A 19,236-nucleotide genomic window follows, 5' to 3' on the forward strand; every position below is an offset into this window, starting at 1 on the left:
CGGTTATGAGCGAGATTCTAACGGGCAATCATGACAACTGCCGACACCCGGCAGTTTATTCCGTTGGCAACAAGTGCGGCGTTCCATATCACCATTTCTTGGAATAACAGTGCGATAGAGGGGATTGTCTCGTCCATCCGGTAAGCTTGAAGTGAGAAAAAAGTTTTCAATAATAGTGTCATAGCCCTCAATAGGCCCCAGCTTATTCGCAAATTCGCGTAGATACCAAAACATCAAATAACCTACGTTATTCCATATCAGCCGGATATTAGCTTTTGGCTGGCGCTCTATTTTCGCCATAACAGGAATAATATGATGATCGAGTAATAAATAGAGCCGCTCCAGTAAAGATGACGGTGATTTATCTAGCCTATTATGGTTATCTAGCCAACTACGGCCATCTAACCAACCATGCTGATAGTAGATAATTTCGGGCCGCCCTGTGGTATGAAATTTAACCCGAACTCTTTCAGGGCGGATATCTATTACTCTGGGTAATGCCAGTAACATCAAGATCATCGGTGGGATCACCAGACCGAAATACCATTGCCCCCATAATGAGTGCAGCGCTTTATGATGCGGATTAAGCTCGGTACCGTCGTAGTAATACTTTTCATAGTTTTGCATCAATATGGGTAAGTTATTTTCTGCCGCCCACTGTTCCAATAACACACTTTCTTCAGGTATTTCAATTGCATTGACATAAAAAGATTCGGAGAAGTGCACGAACGTACGGGCAAACAAACTGGCAATTTCATCAGAAATCGCCGTTGTTGAAGGATAAATTACCTCAGCTGTATTCGACACAATCCATACTCCACGGGACTCATAGAGATGATATTATTACATTCAGTGATAATGATTATCAATAAAGTTAATTAATAATTCTCAACAGCATTAAATGCTAAAATACCACTCCATTTTGGTCATAACAGAAATGGATTTTGTCATTGATAATTAGTGATCAATCAATCCGATAACTCACCGACAGAATGCCTTTCTTCTCCGAAATTGACTGCACAGTGACCTTACCCAACGCGCCCGAAGAACTCACGTGAGTACCGCCACAAGCATAAGCCGGCAGTTCACCAAAACTAACTTCGCGGAAATCACCCTGTACAGAAATATGTCGCGGTAAATCTTGCTGGATAAATTGCTCCAAAGTCGCCTGAATAGCATCAATATCAATCAGTTGTGGGTTTTGTGACCGTTTAAATGACACTTTGCTTTCCCCTGGCCAGTGGTGCGCTTTCACCGGAAGCCAACCATAACTTTCACCAATATTGCCAATCAGATGCCCTGCTGAATGCAGGCGAGTATTTAACAGACGGCGTTCACTGTCCACAACAGCGCGATAGGTTCCCGGAGCAATGGGCTGCGCCAGGTAATGAATTAATTGCCCCTGCTGTAGAACAACCCGCAATACATTATTATCGCCAATATAACCTGTATCTGAAGGTTGCCCACCGCCTTGCGGGTGGAAAATCGTGGCCGGCAATATCACGGCAAACTCCTCGCCATCAGATGTGCAGCTCAGTACATCAACATCCATAGTCAGTGTATCGCTTTCAAAAAATAGACAGGTTGTCATCATCATTATCCTTTTATCATTTCCATTATTATTATATTGATGTCAGTCTGGCGTGATAATCCGTCACATACTCAAAGGACTGTTGCGCTGTGAGCACAAATTTTCCGCTAGCATTGCTAAGTGAAATGGCCATTTTTGTTAAAGTGGTCGAAACCGGCAGTTTTTCAGCTGTCGCCCGCCAATTAGGGGTTTCACCTTCGGCAATTAGCCGCAGTGTCAGCCGGCTCGAGAAAGCGCTGGCAACCCGTTTATTGCAACGAACCACCCGTAAATTGCGCTTGAGTGAAAGTGGCGAGGAGGTTTTTAAACGCTGCAACGCAATGCTCAGCGCCGCCAACTCGGTAATGGAGGTCAGTGGTCAATACAATCAGGAGCCGGAAGGGCTTATCCGCATCAGTGTGCCAAAAGCAGTAGGCCGTTTTGTGGTTCACCCCCATATGCCCGAATTTTTGCGTCACTACAGCAAAATAGATGTGCAGCTAATATTAGATGACCGCTATGTCGATTTGATTGATGAAAATGTGGATTTGGCAATTCGAATCACCGACCAGCCACCATCAGGAATGATCGGGCGGCAATTAATGGACATTGAACATTTACTGTGTGCAACACCTGAATATCTTGCCGCTCACGGAGTGCCACTGCATCCCCATGATTTAGCTAAACATAGTTGTATTTATCTGGGTGAAACACCGGGGGATGCGCGCTGGAAATTCCGCCAAGGGACTAAAACTGTCACAGTCGCAGCCAAAGGCCGTTATGCGGCGAACCACACTGGCGTCAGACTGGATGCAGTATTGCAGCATCTTGGTATTGGCAGTTTGCCCTATTTTACGGCCAGAACCGCCCTACAACAGGGGCTGGTAGTGCAGGTATTACCCGAGTGGCGTTTTATCAGCTCATATAGCGGCGGCTTATGGTTACTTTACCCACCAACGCGCTATTTACCCCCCAAACTTCGCGTATTTATTGATTATATCGTCGGTCGTTTACGCGATGAACCCAAGTTACCGCCCCGCTAAATATCACGAGGCAGTTACTATTTCGTACTGCATAAATTCCGTACCGCGTAATTAGTTTTTTCGCGCCAACATGGTCGCAAAGCGCAATTTTATCCGGTTACCTTGCTCATCGGTCTTATGTAGCTGTCCGACATCTTCGTTGTATTTAATGATGTCCCAATCTTTATAGTAATGACTTAACTCACCCGACTTTAAGGTGAAAGAGAAAGGCACAGTACAAGGGAAGTCATCAGTCGACATGGCCGAGATAATCAGGTTGTAACCACCGGGTAAGGTACACTCTTGCATATTATTGATAATATGCGGGATTCTCTCTGGTTGTAGGAACATCAATACCACTGTCGAGAGAATAAAATCGTAGCGATTATCCAGACTGGCTTCATTGATATTATAAGTGCTGGCCGCTATATTTTGTCGTTCTTCCTGCTCAATGATTTGTTGTAACCGGCTGATACTTTCACCATTTTTATCCACAGCGGCCACATCAAAACCTAATAAATTCAGATACAATGAATTGCGTCCGGAGCCACAGCCTAAATCAAGTGCTTTACCAGGTTTGACTGTTTTTACCGCCTCAATCACTTCGGAATGTGTCGGGGTTAAATTGTATTTCTTATGATAAAAATCTTCCGGCGTGCAATAAAAACTGAGTTGGCATTGCAGATCATCTGAACAGGCGGCAATACGGTGCCAGACTTGTGGCTCAATAAACGGGGGTTGATGTTCACAAGAAAATGAGTGCCTTTCCAGGGTGTTACCCGCTTCATCAAGGATTAAAAAGTCCATCTCTCCACTCAGGAGAGTCAGCTTGGCCCACGTCCCGGCTTTAGTATTGTGTTTTTCACGAAACATCGCGGGTACGCCAGCACTGTCCCAGACCGGTAATTCTTTATAGCAAAGCAAGGCTGATGTATTTTCCATGCTGTTATTCCTCAGATAATTTAAAGATGCATTTTATATGCAACATATAGTACAGCATAAATTCTATTAAATGAAGTCGTCCAAACAGATAAGAATACAGTAGGGATTTAGTTTATTTAATCAATGAAATCATTAAAATAGTGAGTATTTCACATCACGGAATTTTAGATTTAGCCCCTTTTAAGCTCTCTATATGGTCTGCCAATTTTTGTATATCAACGTCAGTCAGATGTGCTTTGGCCTTATTGCCCCTGCCGACAATTTTGCCGTCACGTCGTGCAGTCAGGCCATCGACGATTTCATCACGGGATAGCGATATTAATGGCGGCGCTTTATCCAGCCCTTTTCGATCCGCCAAACGCCCATGACAACTTGAACAGGTTTGTTTATAGATATGTTCACCGTCAGTCGCGGCCTGAGAGGTGGCGCTAAACACCAGGATGCATGCAGCCAGCAGTAAGATTTTCATCTTGTTCCCGTTGCCCAATGTTGGAACAATGTGGCCAGATCTTTTTCGTTACGTGCGCCCTGATGTAACTCAGTGACTTTGCCGTTGCGGTCAATCATAAAAGAGGTTGGCGTGCCAATGACCTGATAGCGCTCCTGGGTGATACCCAGTTGATCGCGAATAACGGGATAACTGATATTACGCTGCGCCAATACCGAGCCAATATCTACCTGTTCGGAATCAGTATTAATCGCCACCACCACGATATCCTGTTGATATTGTTGGCTCAGTTTATCCAAAGTGGTCATTTCAGCCAGACAGCCACCACAGCTTGCTGACCAAAAGTTGAGGTAAACCTGTTTGCCTTTCCATTGTTCGAGTGCCACGGGTTTACCTTGCAGGTCATAAGCGGCCAATGGAGGTGCCGCCTCTCCCACAGCCACTTCTTCTTGCTTACAAGCACTCAGCAGCAACAGTAAAGCGCATAAACTCACTGTTTTGATTTGATTACGCCACATGATGCCGACTCTCCTCCTTAAGATACTTACCGTGCTGGAGCCGGATGATCCGATCAGCAACACACCCTAAATCCGGATTGTGAGTGACCATAACAATGGTTCTGCCTTGTTGATGAATATGATTGAGCAAATCTAATACCCGCTGTTCATTCTCCTCATCAAGGTTACCGGTAGGTTCATCAGCAAAAATAATGGGCGGCTGATTGACCAGTGCGCGCGCGATACATACCCGCTGCTGCTCACCGCCAGAAAGCTGGCTAGGTAAATGGCCCATACGTGGCGTCATCCCTACCTGTTCCAATACTTGTCGAGCAGCAGTTTCATCCACCACACTGTGATAATGCTGCGCCAACATAATGTTCTCCAGCGCAGTCAGATAAGGAATAAGGTGGAATTGCTGGAAAACCAACCCAATTTTATCTGCGCGAAATTTCCTGCGCCCTTCTTCATCAAGACCCGCGGCATCAATGCCATCAAGCAATACCTGCCCCTCACTTACGGTATCGAGGCAAGTTAAGATATTCATTAACGTGGTTTTACCTGAACCCGATGCCCCCATAATCGCTACAAATTCGCCACGATTAATGCGGATGTTGATGTCTTCCAGCGCCGTCACCTGCCCAAAACGTTTGTATAAATGCCGAGTTTCAATAACCGCATCCGTGGTGTGTTTAGGTTGCACCCATGTGTGTGGCGATGTCATTTGCTACTCTCCTTTCAGGACTTTAGCCGGTTCAATATGAATAGCTCGTCGAGTGGGAACAATTGCCGCCACTGCGGCCACTAACAATGACAATATCAACGTTAGCGGCAATACCGGTGCGCGCAAAGCAATTGCCGCGTTGAAGACGGTTTGCCCCAATACCTGCGCCAGCACATAACCTAGCAACGCGCCACAAATGACCGCCGCCAGCGAGATTATCAATGTTTCAGTCAACATCTGGCGAATAATATCGCCGCCACTGGCACCCAGCGCTTTTTGTAACGCGAACTCTTTCGAACGTTCACCTACTATTGCCATTAACGTGGTGTTGACGCACAGCGATGACAGAATGAGGATAACCACTGAGACCAGCCCCATCAGCCCTTTTATCTTATCGAGAACCTGCCCTTCAGAGGCGGAAACCTTACGAATTGGCCTAATTTCAAGACTCGGATATTGCTCGCGAAGATGGCTGGCAAAGATTTCGACCTGGCCCACATCATTGCTGACACTCAGCAATGCATTACTGATACGCCCCGGTTGATTCAGCCATTTCTGCGCCAGTTCCAGATTGATAATCAACATGTTATCGGTGGCATCACCGGCTTCTACAATACCTTTAACTTGTAAACGCTGCCGTTCACTCCCATTGACCAACGTGATGGTATCGCCGACTTTGACGTGCAAACGCTCAGCCAGTTTGACGCCAATCATGGCATTACGATCATCAAAACTGACACCAATCCAGTTACCCGTCACTTGCCAATAAGGGACTAACTGCTGCAAAGATTCAAACCACACGCCCATCAGCACGACTTTTTCCAGCTCAGTGCGTGCCATCCCATAAATATAGGGGCTGGAGGCATTGATAAGCCCTTTCGGCGCAGCATCAATAATAGGCTGAAACTGCCCTTGTTCAAACGCGTTGCCGTTCCCTGGGCCGATGTAGAAATTCGCACCAAACGTGCGCAATTCCTGACTCATTTTGGCATTAATATCGAAATAAACTGCTGACATTGCGGTGACAATCGCCGCGCCGACGGTCAATGCTGCGAATACAACACTGACCCGCTGCATGCGCAGACGCAGCGCCCGTAACACTAAGCGCCAGAACATGCCATCCAGCCCTTTATGCTGTGTAACCCGAGGATTAACGGCCATAGAGCACCTCCACCGGATAAAGACGAGCAATGCGCCGGGCGGGGAACCACGTCCCAATCACGGCAATCAAAACGGAGATAACCAATACGCAAGGCACCACCATCCAGGCAAAACTCAGTGGGGCGCCAAACAGCATCAGACCGATGGTTTTTGCCAACCCCCACCCGGCCACACACCCTGCCAAGCCGCCAATCAAGCCGCTGATTGCTGCTTCAAGATAAAACAGCATCAAAATTTGCCATTGCCGAGCGCCCAAGGCTTTCATCAAACCAATTTCTTTAGCCCGCTCCATAATCGTGCTGGTCATCAGTGACGCTATCCCCATGGCGGCAGCAATCAGGGCTGCCAATGTGACCACCACCAACAATAGCTGTATTTTTTCAATCACCAATCCCTCTGACGCGGCGACTTGCCAGATAGGCCGCACCACGGAGCCAGATATTGCCTCTTCTAATTGGTGTGCAATGGAAGAAACATAGGCCGTGCAATACCATAAGTCATATTCTTCGGCATTGAGGGCTTCAAGATTTTCGCGCGCTTTACGCGATAACTCATTCTCCGGCACCGTCAGGGCCGAGACCCTGATAGCCTGAACTTTCCCCGGCAATCCAAGTAGTGATTGCACGGCGGCCAGCGGCAACACGAGCCGCCCCTCCTCTTCACCCCCACTGCTTAGCACACCACTTATTTTCACTTTCAGCGGGCCAGAAGCACCGTTGAGATTTAACTCATCACCAATTTTCCAACCTGTTTGCTGTGCGAGCTGCTTACCCAATAAAGCCTGTACCTCTTGGGCATCAGGTTTAACCGGCTCTTGTGGCCAGTCACCAGTAACCTGCCAATAGGGGCTGATAATTTGCTGGCCGGTGTGATAGTCCTCTTCATCAGGCACATCAACCGGCTGATTAAAATAAGTGCCTAATAGCGAAATATCCTGACCATTGACCTCAGTTTCCCCACTCAGCAATGGGGCAAAACCGACAATGTTATTACGCCAAAAAATGTCTTTAATATTGGGTAATTCGGCCTGATCCAGAAAATCCTGCCCTGTGAGCGGGTTACTTTTCTCACCAAACAGTGAGGGCAATGCCACTTGACCGGCGGGTTCAATCAGAATGTTGGCGCCATAGGATTTAAGTTCACGGGACATTTTATCGCCAATGTCTATCGACACCGCCAACAGTGAAGAGATAAGCCCGGCGGCCAGAAACACCGTAAATACGGCCAGTGATTTACGCCGGACATTTCTGAACCAAGACTGCTTGAGCATTCGCCACAGCATAATTATGGGTTCTCCTGCGAGTCATTGTCTTCAGCACCGATAACTGGGGTGACAAATTGCTCAGGATGTGCGCGGAAACGATTGTAATTGGCCTCCGACGAGAAGAAGTAGGTTTTATCCCCATAGCTGTATTTGAACTCGGCCTTTTGGTTAGTCAGGTGAGTTTTGTCAACCGGATCAATTACATCTAAGGTAATCACAGTCGTGAAATAATTAACGCCCGCCTCAAGAGAAGCTTTGGGAATAACCAACTCTTTATCATCACTTTTCCAATCTTCCAGCGGGATCGGGTTGCATCCTCCGGCTTTACCAATAGACGGAATGAAAATATGCACCGCACAAGCAACACAAATGACCTGATTGCCCTCCATCACATAGCCCTGATCACCGCATAACAAGCAGGCGTCAAAAACCACACTCAGGCGCAAACGGTCTGGATAGCGGTTGATAATAAAGAAGCGAACAGCTTTACCATCATCAGCCACCCAGACAAAACGGTGTAATTTACCATCCCGCACTTGCTCGACGGGAATATGCACTAGCCCATCGGCGGCGAGTGTGACGGGCAAAGCTTCAGATAATTGAGGTGGTTGAGAGGCGACTTTATCCCAGTAAAATTGGGCACCTGCAACCACAATCCAGGCTAACAAGGCGAAAATAAAGATTCTGCGTACGTTACGATAACCTGCCAGTGCCTTGCGATGGGCAATGGGTTCTGAGTTTCCGGCCACCACTCTACTGACGCGGCGCAACGGCATTAAATAACACAGAGTTGTTATCGCCAACAATAGCGCACACAGGTAGCTCAACCAGGCATGTCCATTGGTGACTAAAGCAACATAACTGAGTAGTGATTTGGTTAACGGCAACACCTGTAACTTCATCAATAACAGGATTGCATCGCCACTGAGTGGCAAAATCAGCAAGAGTGTTAAAAGCATTAACAATGGCCAGCGGCCACGCGGCAACTGCCTAATCATCATCAGCAATAATACCGCACAGAATATTACCCAAGTGAATGCCACCACAATGGCTGCCAAATTGAGCAGCAAATCGGTATTGATCACGTGAGTATTGGTAAAGGCACCCAGATTGGGGTTATTTCCCCAATTAAAGGCGGCACCCAATACCAACAAAGCTTGCCAGCAATAGCCTAATGAGCGGCGAGGAGTAAATTGGCTTAATAAGAATAATAGCAATGCGAGGAGTTGCCCCCCTGCCAGAGCTAACTGCAATTGTTGCGATTTAGGGTAATGGGCACCGGCCCACATTCCCAAAACCACCATGAGTATTGTTATCCATACGACCCGATTTATTGCAGGCGCGGGCCTAACCGCCCAACTTAGCCCCAGTAACAACGCCACGGGTAAAAAAGCTTGTAATACGGAAACAAAAAAGTAACTCATTAGCACACCTTGGAGGAATCACAACACCTGCCAGTTATCACTGCTCAACTTTACAGGAAACTGATAACACCCTTAACTAACTGTTCAATATGAAGAAAAACCGCGATAACTGTTTCAGCCATCGCGGTTGTTGTTATCAATTCAGACCGGTGTATTTAAAGTCGTAGCTCACGTCAAAGGGTTTCCACCAGCGGCCGACACCGGTTTCGCTATCGGTATGGCGATGCAAACCTGCTTTGGATGGCTCGCTAATATGATAGGTAACTTTGTAATTGCCTACGCCCATCATTTTGATGTTAGCGCCATAGTGTGGGCCATCACTGGCTACCATTGGCATAAAGGTGCCTTCTTGTTTAGCGCCTGTATCCGTATTCACTAAGGTGTATGCGATAGTCAGGTACGGCATCCATTCACCAGCGCCGAAACCGTTCTTATTACCTTCAGTAGCATGAATATCTGCTTCTAAATGGATATCGGCTTTCGCTGCTGGCAAGCCCATGCCGCGAGGTTCCATATCAATCGGCTGTAAGTAAACCGCAGCAATTTCCATATCATTAATTTTGATAGGTTCACCCGCTGGGTACTCTTTAAAGGCGAAGGCAGCCGGGGCTGCAAAAATGCTGGCCATGATGCTGCTGGCAATAATCGTTTTCTTCATAGTCATGTAGCACACCCTCAGGTATTAAATGATAAGTACATTTCGTTATTCATACCGGCATCATGCCGGGCCACTATGTTGCGATATTATTTGCCGAAATAGCGCGACCACGCCGCTGCATGACACACAGCGCAACCAGTGCGGCAATCAGCAGTATTCCTTGCGGAATCAAGGTCTCCAGATAGGGATAAATCCCCAACCAACTAATTTCTGGCACGCCTGGTAGCAGTGTTGGCTCAAATAATTTACCTTCAATCAATTCAAGAACACTCTTGCCGGCGAACACAAATGCCATCAGATACATAAAGCCGCCAGTAAACATAAAGAAAGGTTTTAGCGGCAATTTGACGACAGTAAAACGCATCACCAGATAAGCCAGCAGCAAGATAACGCAGCCAACCCCAAAACCGGCCAAAATCGATAAATGGCCGCTGGTTGTACTGGCATCACCCATTAAAGCCAGATAGAACAGGACAGTTTCAGCGCCTTCGCGATATACCGCCAAGAAACTGGTCAGCCATAGCCCTATCATTGATCCACTGCTGAGTGACTTGGAGAATTTCCCCTCCAAGTAAGCTTTCCATTGGTGTGCTTCCGTCTTTGATAGCAACCAATAACTCATTGAGAACAGCATCACCACGGCAATCATCATGGTGAAACCTTCCAGTAATTCACGGCTTTGCCCTGAATTGGCAAATAGCCACTGGAAGACAAAGGCAGTTAACACACTGGCAATTAAGGCCACCACGACAGATTGGCGAATCAGTGGCAATTTATCGTGATGATCGTTTTTGATCAGATAGGCGATGATAGCGGCCACAATCAGCAAGGCTTCCAGCCCTTCGCGGACAATAATAAGCAGGCTGTAAATGAACAGACTCCAATCAGTTTCATCCCCGCCTCCGAGCATTTCGACCGCACTGCCCAAGTCTTTTTGCAAGGCGGCAGCTTCTGTTTGTAACTGTTCAACTGGCTGGCCAGCTTTTATCAAACTGACTAAACGGGTGAAATGACCTTCTAATGTGGATTTAAATGCAGCATCGCGCGAGCCAACTTTATTCTCCATGCCGCTGGCTTCAAATAAATCAAAATAAGTATCCTGAATGGCCATCATTGCTGGCGTGGTTTGCCCATTCTGGTATTGATTGATGGCATTGGTAATCGCCTGATTTATTTTGCTCGAAACAGCCGCCCAGTCGGCATTCACCTGCCCATCGGGGTTAGCATTTGATGGTGAAGATTGCCCTATAGCAGGCTGATCGGCGCTAACTTGTTGCTGTTCGCGCGTCGTCGGTAAACCCGGCAATGTATCTTCAATGGTCTGAAGTAGCCCAGTGACACGGTAAGCAACTTCAGTTATTTGGTCCGGTTTGCTGGTTAAATCGATGAGAGCTGTGAATTGTTGATTAATTGCTGCTGCTTGTTGCGCTGAGCGATTCCCGCGCACCGACATCTCCATTTCAGAGTTTTTAAACCCCTGATAGTGCGCTTGTTGCACACTTTGGCTGGCAGCAGTAAATTTACCCTCTTGGTATTCACTGATAGCCTGCGCCAATAAGTCATCAATAATCTTAAAACTCTGCTGCCAGTAGAGCGCAATATCGCTATTTTCATATGCGGCATGTTGCTGTTCGGCAGTAAGTTTATGCCCATCTGTCAGGACTGGCAGCACGGCGGTTAACTCACCTTTCAGCCAGTTAATTTTATTATCAACCTCGGCTTGTGGTTTCCCCTCACCGATCATGCGCCGGATTTCACCAAAAGCGGCTTCCATTTGATAACTTTTCTGCGCCGAAATATTGATACGAATCGGCCCTTCCAAATTCTCAAACACTTCAAAATACGCCATTTGCACCGTGGTGCGAGCCTCATCATTATTCTGTTGTTGGTACAACTGAGAGGTTTTATCAAGGCGGGATTGGATATCATTGACCCAATGATGATAATCTGGTGTCGCCCACGCCATAGAACTGGATAGCCACCAACAGCAGCAAAGCAGGAAAAATTTGTGCCAAATTCGCATAATGAGTGACGCACATGAGGTTGATAATGAGATTTATTAACATTAACACTAAACAACAGAAATGTGTCTTGATCCGTATCAAAAAATATTTAGTCTTTTGAATTTTTGTTTAATAAATGCGGCGTATCCCGCAAGATAAGAAAGAGTAATGGCAATGAACAAGGCGGTTTAGTGATGAATAACATTCAAACGGAATATGAACATATTCGCGCCACTATCGGTGGCAATTGTTTAATAACGCTGCTAACTATTGGTCATCAATCGACAACGGTGATCATCGATGATTCTGACATGATTTTCTCTGAACAGCTTCTTACTGTTGGCTCGAATCATGTTGCGTTGAACTATTTCAAACATAATCCCCCCACGGCAGATGAGATGGAAACCGCCATTATGGTGGTTGAAGATGAAGTCATTAGAATCAGTTCTGCTGTAAATAAAACCTCACGATTGATTACTACCGACCATTATATGGTCGAAATTGCACAACTTGCGGGTTTACCCATGCAAGCGGAAATAGTGATGTCCCAAGAGTCTGTTGAGCGGATGTTTGACCGGCTGGCTGCGGTTATGATGGGCAGACCGGCAGCCTCTGAGGGGATACCCGCAGATAATGAATTTGCCGCACGTTTGCTGATTTTACGCGAATTTATGCATCATTTGCAGTTTCCTTCAATCACGATACTCACCTCGGTACAATAAGTTCCCAGCAGACTTGGCGCGTAAGCGCCTTCCCCCCTCAAGCTGCCTTGCTCACCGTGTTGCGTCTCGCGTATCAGTATTCTTGTTTCTCCTTTTATATATTTTATTTTCTTTTTGATTAACGACAATAGAACAAAATCTGCCACAATAAATTGCTTTATTTTTACACAGTAAAGATAGTTATCAATGAGACTTACTCACCCAGTATTCAATAATAGCTATGAATACTGACCATGGAATTGACCAAAATAAGCCTATAACGGATGGAGGCGATAATGAAAGGGTATTATTTTACTTTTATGACCATTTAAAATAATCACCCAGAATTTATCTTTTAAATATGCTAAATAAACTTATTGACTCATTAATTATTGATAATGACTTTTTTGCTAAATTAAAAACATCTTCGTGTTCAATTGAGGAGAATGAGGTTTTCCTTCACAGCTTGCCGACAACAGAAGGAAGCATCACATCATCCATATTATCTAAACCGGTGTCTATCGAATGGGATAAATTAGGCATCCCGAGTATTACTGGGGATAATATAGAGGATGTCAGCTACAGCCTGGGCTATATCCATGCACAAGAGCGTTTTTTCCAGATGGATTTATTACGGCGCCTTGCAGCCGGTGAACTAGCCGAACTATTAGGCGATGAAAAAGAAGTCATTGAAATCGACATCCAAAATCGCCGTTGGTTATTACGCTCACAGGCAATAAACACACTAACAGGCTTGCCAATAGAGGAGAAAAATATATTAGCGAAATATACCCAAGGTGTTAATGACGGCTTAAAGTCTAAAATAATAGTTTCATTTGAATATGTTGTTTTAATGACTGAAGCCACCCAATGGAAAGAGGAAGATTCTTTATTAGTCCTTTATGCGTTGTCTTTGGAACTGCAACAGAAACAAATGGGCCGAGTTTATGCCCGAGGGTGGATTGATGCGCATACCAATCTAGCCCAGAAAACGTTTCTACTACCTGATAGCTCCTCTTGGGATACACCTCTTTCTGGGCAAGTCCCCCCCTCGCCTCCGATTGCAGAAACACCACCAGATTGGTGGGGAGAGGGCCATGAAAATGTGCGAACACTACCCTCCCAAGCCCCATTTTATGGGAGTAATAGTTTTGCGGTTGATGCCAAACACAGTAAAAACGGGCAAGCAATACTGGCAAATGATATGCACCTGTCGCTGATGTTACCGAATACCTGGTATCGTGCATCACTAAACTATTCGTCACAGGATAAAAAGGAAACATTCGCATTATCTGGCCTGACATTACCGGGTGTACCGGTCATTATCATTGGCTGCAATGAGCATATATCTTGGGGCTTTACACATTCCTATGCAGATACGCTGGATTGGGTAAAAACGCCCGAACCTTTGTCACACTGGCCGGTAAAAACAGAATGTATTAAAGTTAAACGAGGTAAGGATATTAAAATTGATATCCACGTTAGCCCTTATGGCCCGGTGATATCAACCGCACAAGGTAATATGGCAATGCGATGGGCAATGCAATTACCCAATGCTATTGATCTACACTTTCTAACGATTAACCAAGCCTTTACGGCTTCTCAGGCCATTGATATCGCGACAAACTCTGGTATGCCCGCGCTAAATATGTTTGTTGCTGATAAGAATGGTAATATTGGCTGGGCACTGGTCGGAACATTACCTGACCGTAATATAAAAGGTGACGTCAATACATTTCCCGTTGATGAAAATAACCAATGGAAAGATGATACTCTGCCCGCCGCACAACACCCTCGAATTATTAATCCCTCATCAGGGCTTTTGTGGAATGCCAACAACCGCCAAAGCTTCAGTTCAGACTATGACAATATTGGTGATGGCGGTGCCGATATTGGTGTGCGAGCATGGAAAATTAAGCAGCGTCTTATTGAAGAAACCAAGCTAAACGCTGATGATATGCGAGCAATACAGTTAGATAATACCGCCAATCTATTTATTGCCTGGCGGAAAGTTCTCGTGCCATTAATAACGGATAATTTTCTAATTAATCAGCCGCTCCGTCGTCAGGCTCTTGATTTAATATATCAATGGGAGGGGAGCGCAGATATCTCCTCTGTCGGATATCGTATCCTATCTGTGTGGCGGGATATGATTTATAAAAATCTATTCGGTAAGTTAGATAACCAGTTAGAAGCACAGTGGCCATCGGCAAATTATTTGACGGCCAATACTCGGTGGGACGAAACCGTCATGGCCTTAATTCATTCAGCACAGCATACAAAATGGGTGCCTCATGGGTTTACTGGTTGGGATGACTTTATTGTTAGCCAACTGGATACCGTGTTAGCCGCGCTGGTGGCTCAAGAAGGTCAATTATTTGCAGCGACTTGGGGGAAAGCAAATAAGGCCGCTATCATGCACCCATTCGCCAAAAACATCCCCGCATTAAGGTTGTTTCTGGCCGCGCCTGATGATGAACTTTCTGGCGATCACAATCTGCCCCATGTTTGCCGCCCTGATTTTGGTGCTTCATGTCGCCTTGTTGCCTATCCGGGTGATGCATCAAAAGGAACATTAACCCTGCCTGGCGGCCAAAGTGGGCACCCCACTAGCCCGTGGTTTCTGGCAGGTCATGAATATTGGGTTCATGGATTGTCTTTGCCCTTAGAACCGGGGCCAGCACAAAAAACGCTGACGATACAGCCATCGGAAAGTGATGCTGTCTAGTGAGCATTTTGGATAAGGCTAATAAAAAACTGACAGCGGCTGTATTCACAACACACTGTCAGTTCACAGCAGACAGGCAGTCTTTTTTACTGCCTGCTATTTTACTTTATCAACCCTTATTTAGCGTCTTTTTTAGCCAGATTGTCCGCAGGTAATTCTCCTGGCAGATAATTAGGTAAGCGACCCGCAGGGAAGATAGCCAACAGTGATAACAACGCCATAATCAATAAGCCAAACTTCAGCGAACGAAGACGAGCTTCTTCATTGACTCGCACAGCTTCAGCGATCTGTTCAGGTGTTGCAGTGGTTTGCGCTAACACGCCTTGCAGGCGGTCATTGCTGACGAAGTTGATGCTGTCCATATTCACTTGCGCCTGAATTTCTGGTGTCAGGATCGGGGTTTCAGCCACACCGCGCATCACGTTGGCACTGAGCAAACCGACCAACAAGGCACCCGCTACTGCGGTACCAATGGCGTTTGCCAAGTTGTTAGTGGTGCCACGCAGTGAACCGACATCGCCCGCCAGTTCTTTCGGTGAAGCACTGACCAATACGTTGAACAGTAAAGTTACCAAAGCACCTTGAGCAAGGCCAAACACCACCAAACCAAACAGTACAGCGAACTCACTCCAATTATTGCGCACCACAAATGCCAGCCATAACAGAGCAATAGTACAGGTGATGAAACCATAACGGCCGATTTTGCGTGGTGTCAATTTTTTGTAGAAACGAACAATCAACATCGCGGAGAAGAACACTGACAAGTTAAATGGCATCATGGCAATGGCGGTTGCCATCGGCGTACTGCCCTGCACTATCTGAATATACAACGGAACCGAGAAGTTCAGCATAGCTTCCAGCGCCACCACGGCGAACATAGCGAATACCGCCGCTTTCTCCGTCGGTGAGCTAAGCACTTCCAGTGCCAGCAAAGGAGTTTCCCCTTGTTCCTGACGGCGGCGGGTCCAGACCACAAATGCTTGACCCAGGACAATACCCAGCACAATCATAAAGGGTGCCGGTGAGAAGCCCAGCAAATCAAATGGCGCACCATCACGAACCAGGCCAAAGCCCCAGCGGTTCAGGTTGTTAAAACCAAACGACAGCAAAATAATCGCCGATGCCGCCAGAATCACACCGAATATATCGATGCCCACTTCCGGGCGACCTTGGTCTGATTTCAAACGGAAACTCAACACAAAGATGATTGCAGATAACACAATCAAAATACCGAACGCCGGACGCCAGCCAATATAGGTTCCCAGAACGCCGCCGATCATGAATGCCGCTACACCGGCACCCGCACGAGCAGAACCTAAAGCACCTAGTGCCGTAGCCTGTTGCGTACCACGATAGTTTTCAGCAATCAAAGCCACCAAAGCGGGCACCAACGCTGCACCTGCCAGGCCACTTAATGCCTGGGCGCTAATCATTACGGTTACATTCGGGCTGAATGTCATCATGACCTGCGCCATACCAAATAACAATACCGTGCTGCGGAATACGATCAATGGCCCGAAGCGCTGGTTGAGTTTGGCACCCAACATAACGAAACCGGCAACAGACAGTGAGTACATCACGATTGCGGTTGCAATCGTCGTCGGTGGCACATTAAAGCTTTTTACCATCCCACCCAACGCTACCGGCAGGGAGGCTACGTTAAATGACATCAGAATTTGGGCTAATGCGATGGTTATCATCGGCACCCAAGATTCCTTAACTTCCGCGCCTGCGCGGTGAGTTGATTGACTCGCCATAAATATTTCTATCCTTTTGAAAAACAATATTTTTTAAGCTAAATCCGGTTTCACAAAACACTTTCACATTAAATTAACCGGTTTTTGGGCTATACCTGACTCTCACGGCTCAACTTTTTTCGGTGTAAGGCTCAGAAACAAACATGTCCATCCCAAGACTACGTGATAAGAACCGGGCTGCCAGTTGCCCTTTAATGCTGTTACCCGCGCCATCCAGTAACGGTGCAAAAGTCCCCAAGCCACCTTTACCAGGTGACACCGTCACAATTCCGCCACCAATACCACTTTTCCCAGGAAGGCCAATGTCATAAAGCCAGTCCCCAGATGTTTCGTACAACCCAGCGGTTACCATTACCGCTAATGCGTAATGGCAGACATCATTATCTACAACCCGCTCGCGAGTCAGTGGGTTGACGCCCCCGTCAGCCAGGGTCGCGCCCATGACAGCTAAATCTCGGGCACTGACATTGAGTGAACATTGGCGGGTATATAAATCTGTGGCGATGAGCGGATCACACCCCAGGCGGCCATAGCCTTCCAACACATTAGCAATGCCACGGTTGCGGAAATTGGTTTCGCACGCTGATTGATACACTTCTTCATTCAAGGTCAGTTCACGGCCAGCAAAGCGGCATAAACCGTCATAAATGAATTTCCACTGCTCATCACTGGTCGCGCCCGGTACCAGGCTGGTGGTGGCGATAGCACCAGAGTTAACCATTGGATTAGTGCGTCCATCGGGTGCCCGCTCAATGGCAGTCACTGAGTTAAATGCCATACCTGTACTGTTAACGCCGAGTTTTTCGCGTGCAACTTTCGCCCCAATGGCCTGACAGACCAAAGCAAAAACAAAAGGTTTGGAGACACTCATGATGGTAAATTCATAATCGACATCGCCGGCTGAATGTACTTTACCGTTAGTGCCGACCATGCATACACCAAAGAGATTGGGAGGAATGCGTTCTAATGCGGGATAAACCGCAGAAACCACACCATCAGTATCAGTACCAAACCGCTTGTGAGCTTCTTGCACTAATTTAACTACAGTGTCTGGGTCCGGTAGATGCCCGGTTGATACATAGTCGATAATTCCATTTTTACTATCATCTGTAGGCATGTCGTGATCTCCCGTTTACCGCCTGTTTATTTTCTGCCTTTCTCTTACCTTTATGGCTTATTTTAAGCGACAGAAATACCTCTACGTTTTATTTTATATGAAATAGTAATAATGATTTTTTGCTTCATTGATCCTTAGCTTTATCAATAAATCATAAAATTCTCACAATAAGATATCCTAGCTTAAGAAAGCTGTATATCAGTTGTTTTGAATAATGTGATTATACTTATCGAGAGAAAAAAAATCAGAACCATTGCAATATCATGACAATAAAGATAAGGAAGGTGGTTTTTTAACGGGGATTATCTAATTGAAAACAGCAGATTAATATGTCAAGTGGCATTAATTTGAAATATTAGTCACTTATTATCGATAAAGAGCCGCGAATATCGCCATTCAGTGTATTTCGACACTCGAGTCTGACCAACAATTAACTATTTATGACTGGTAGGGTTTTATCCAATCTAACCCTGCTACTGTACCCATACGGGGATGATACTCGCAACCGACCCAACCATTATAGTTAATCTCATCAAGTAGCCCGAATAAGTAAGCGTAATTAATCTCACCTTCATCTGGTTCATGACGATTTGGTACTGATGCAATCTGAATATGACCATAACGCCCCGCCAACGAGGTAATTAAATGGCTGAGATTACCATCTACTATTTGTGCATGGAATAAATCTAACTGCATAAACACATTGGGGCGGTCGATGAGATTAACCCAATCCAGCACTTCATACTGGCTAGAGAAAAGGTAATGAGGTTTTATATTTGGGTTCAATGCTTCAATCATGACATTAATATCATGTTCGGCAAACCGGTCTGCGGCATAACGAATATTTTCAACAAAAACCTGCTGATAATCTTCCCGAGCCGCATTCACAGGCACCACGCCGGCCATAACGTGGACAGACGGACAGCCCAGCACCCGCGCATACTCCAATGCTAAATCAATATCACGACGGGCATCCTTTTCTCGCCCCGGCAGTGCGGCCAGCCCCCACTCACCGGTACGAATATCGCCGGGTGAGGTATTAAACAGCACCTGTTGCAACCCCTGGTCTTTCAGTTTTTCCGCCAATTGTGCGGCTGGATAATCGTAGGGAAATAAAAACTCTACGGCAGAAAAACCAGCATCTTTAGCAGCCTTAAAACGTTCAAGGAAAGGGACTTCGGTAAACATCATGGATAAATTAGCGGCAAATTTAGGCATGG

General features: G+C 46.2%; 17 protein-coding genes. 3 read left to right on the forward strand and 14 right to left on the reverse strand.

Translation table 11 applies throughout. The features are described from left to right. Window positions 1–3 precede the first annotated feature (3 nt). Both fhuF and OVO64_RS04995 read right to left on the reverse strand, forming a co-directional pair. Complete coding sequence (gene fhuF, locus OVO64_RS04990) at window positions 4–807, reverse strand: siderophore-iron reductase FhuF (protein ID WP_145509757.1); 804 nt, start codon at window positions 805–807, stop codon at window positions 4–6. Between the two features lie 157 nt (window positions 808–964). Then, window positions 965–1,591: a serine-tRNA(Ala) deacylase AlaX gene (locus OVO64_RS04995; RefSeq protein ID WP_038633563.1), complete on the reverse strand. Its 627-nt coding sequence runs from the start codon at window positions 1,589–1,591 to the stop codon at window positions 965–967. A gap of 89 nt (window positions 1,592–1,680) precedes the next feature. Between OVO64_RS04995 and OVO64_RS05000 the strand changes: the two genes are divergently transcribed. Then, window positions 1,681–2,613, forward strand: coding sequence for a LysR family transcriptional regulator (locus tag OVO64_RS05000; RefSeq protein ID WP_145509756.1), 933 nt, complete (start codon window positions 1,681–1,683; stop codon window positions 2,611–2,613). Between the two features lie 51 nt (window positions 2,614–2,664). On the opposite strand, the gene tehB is transcribed toward OVO64_RS05000, so the two are convergent. The 9 genes from tehB to OVO64_RS05045 all read right to left on the reverse strand — a co-directional run bounded on the left by tehB (window position 2,665) and on the right by OVO64_RS05045 (window position 11,733). Further along, window positions 2,665–3,534 (reverse strand): SAM-dependent methyltransferase TehB, encoded by an 870-nt coding sequence (tehB, locus tag OVO64_RS05005; protein WP_038633568.1) that lies wholly within the window; start codon window positions 3,532–3,534, stop codon window positions 2,665–2,667. 154 nt (window positions 3,535–3,688) lie between these two features. Then, the gene (locus OVO64_RS05010) at window positions 3,689–4,003 is read right to left on the reverse strand and encodes a c-type cytochrome (protein ID WP_038633571.1); all 315 of its coding nucleotides are present in this window, start codon (window positions 4,001–4,003) and stop codon (window positions 3,689–3,691) included. Continuing rightward, on the reverse strand, window positions 4,000–4,500 hold the full coding sequence (locus OVO64_RS05015; protein ID WP_038633574.1) for a TlpA family protein disulfide reductase: 501 nt from the start codon (window positions 4,498–4,500) through the stop codon (window positions 4,000–4,002). Before OVO64_RS05015 ends, OVO64_RS05010 begins: the two co-directional genes overlap by 4 nt. Continuing rightward, complete coding sequence (locus tag OVO64_RS05020; protein ID WP_042562363.1) at window positions 4,490–5,203, reverse strand: ABC transporter ATP-binding protein; 714 nt, start codon at window positions 5,201–5,203, stop codon at window positions 4,490–4,492. Before OVO64_RS05020 ends, OVO64_RS05015 begins: the two co-directional genes overlap by 11 nt. 3 nt (window positions 5,204–5,206) lie before the next feature. Continuing rightward, window positions 5,207–6,319: an ABC transporter permease gene (locus OVO64_RS05025; RefSeq protein WP_267248656.1), complete on the reverse strand. Its 1,113-nt coding sequence runs from the start codon at window positions 6,317–6,319 to the stop codon at window positions 5,207–5,209. 34 nt (window positions 6,320–6,353) lie between these two features. Continuing rightward, window positions 6,354–7,646: an ABC transporter permease gene (locus tag OVO64_RS05030; RefSeq protein WP_038633580.1), complete on the reverse strand. Its 1,293-nt coding sequence runs from the start codon at window positions 7,644–7,646 to the stop codon at window positions 6,354–6,356. Window positions 7,647–7,648: 2 nt separating this feature from the next. Then, the gene (locus OVO64_RS05035) at window positions 7,649–9,052 is read right to left on the reverse strand and encodes a Fe-S-containing protein (RefSeq protein WP_145509539.1); all 1,404 of its coding nucleotides are present in this window, start codon (window positions 9,050–9,052) and stop codon (window positions 7,649–7,651) included. A 136-nt stretch (window positions 9,053–9,188) separates the two neighbouring features. Then, complete coding sequence (locus OVO64_RS05040) at window positions 9,189–9,716, reverse strand: iron transporter (RefSeq protein WP_038633586.1); 528 nt, start codon at window positions 9,714–9,716, stop codon at window positions 9,189–9,191. 67 nt (window positions 9,717–9,783) lie between these two features. After that, entirely contained in the window at window positions 9,784–11,733 is a 1,950-nt protein-coding gene (locus OVO64_RS05045) for an FTR1 family iron permease (protein WP_145585923.1), read from the reverse strand. Window positions 11,734–11,907: 174 nt separating this feature from the next. Between OVO64_RS05045 and OVO64_RS05050 the strand changes: the two genes are divergently transcribed. Both OVO64_RS05050 and OVO64_RS05055 read left to right on the forward strand, forming a co-directional pair. Then, window positions 11,908–12,435: a hypothetical protein gene (locus tag OVO64_RS05050; protein ID WP_038633592.1), complete on the forward strand. Its 528-nt coding sequence runs from the start codon at window positions 11,908–11,910 to the stop codon at window positions 12,433–12,435. Between the two features lie 340 nt (window positions 12,436–12,775). Further along, entirely contained in the window at window positions 12,776–15,142 is a 2,367-nt protein-coding gene (locus OVO64_RS05055; protein ID WP_267248645.1) for a penicillin acylase family protein, read from the forward strand. Between the two features lie 116 nt (window positions 15,143–15,258). Here the strand turns inward: OVO64_RS05055 and OVO64_RS05060 are convergent, their stop codons facing one another. The 3 genes from OVO64_RS05060 to otnI form a co-directional block, all read right to left on the reverse strand. Further along, window positions 15,259–16,899: an MFS transporter gene (locus tag OVO64_RS05060; RefSeq protein WP_038633595.1), complete on the reverse strand. Its 1,641-nt coding sequence runs from the start codon at window positions 16,897–16,899 to the stop codon at window positions 15,259–15,261. Window positions 16,900–17,008: 109 nt separating this feature from the next. Next, the gene (glsA, locus tag OVO64_RS05065) at window positions 17,009–18,016 is read right to left on the reverse strand and encodes a glutaminase A (protein WP_038633597.1); all 1,008 of its coding nucleotides are present in this window, start codon (window positions 18,014–18,016) and stop codon (window positions 17,009–17,011) included. 438 nt (window positions 18,017–18,454) lie between these two features. After that, on the reverse strand, window positions 18,455–19,234 hold the full coding sequence (gene otnI, locus OVO64_RS05070) for a 2-oxo-tetronate isomerase (protein ID WP_038633600.1): 780 nt from the start codon (window positions 19,232–19,234) through the stop codon (window positions 18,455–18,457). Window positions 19,235–19,236: the final 2 nt, after the last annotated feature.

It is taken from the genome of Yersinia sp. Marseille-Q5920, assembly GCF_946902935.1.
GTDB lineage: Bacteria > Pseudomonadota > Gammaproteobacteria > Enterobacterales > Enterobacteriaceae > Yersinia > Yersinia rochesterensis.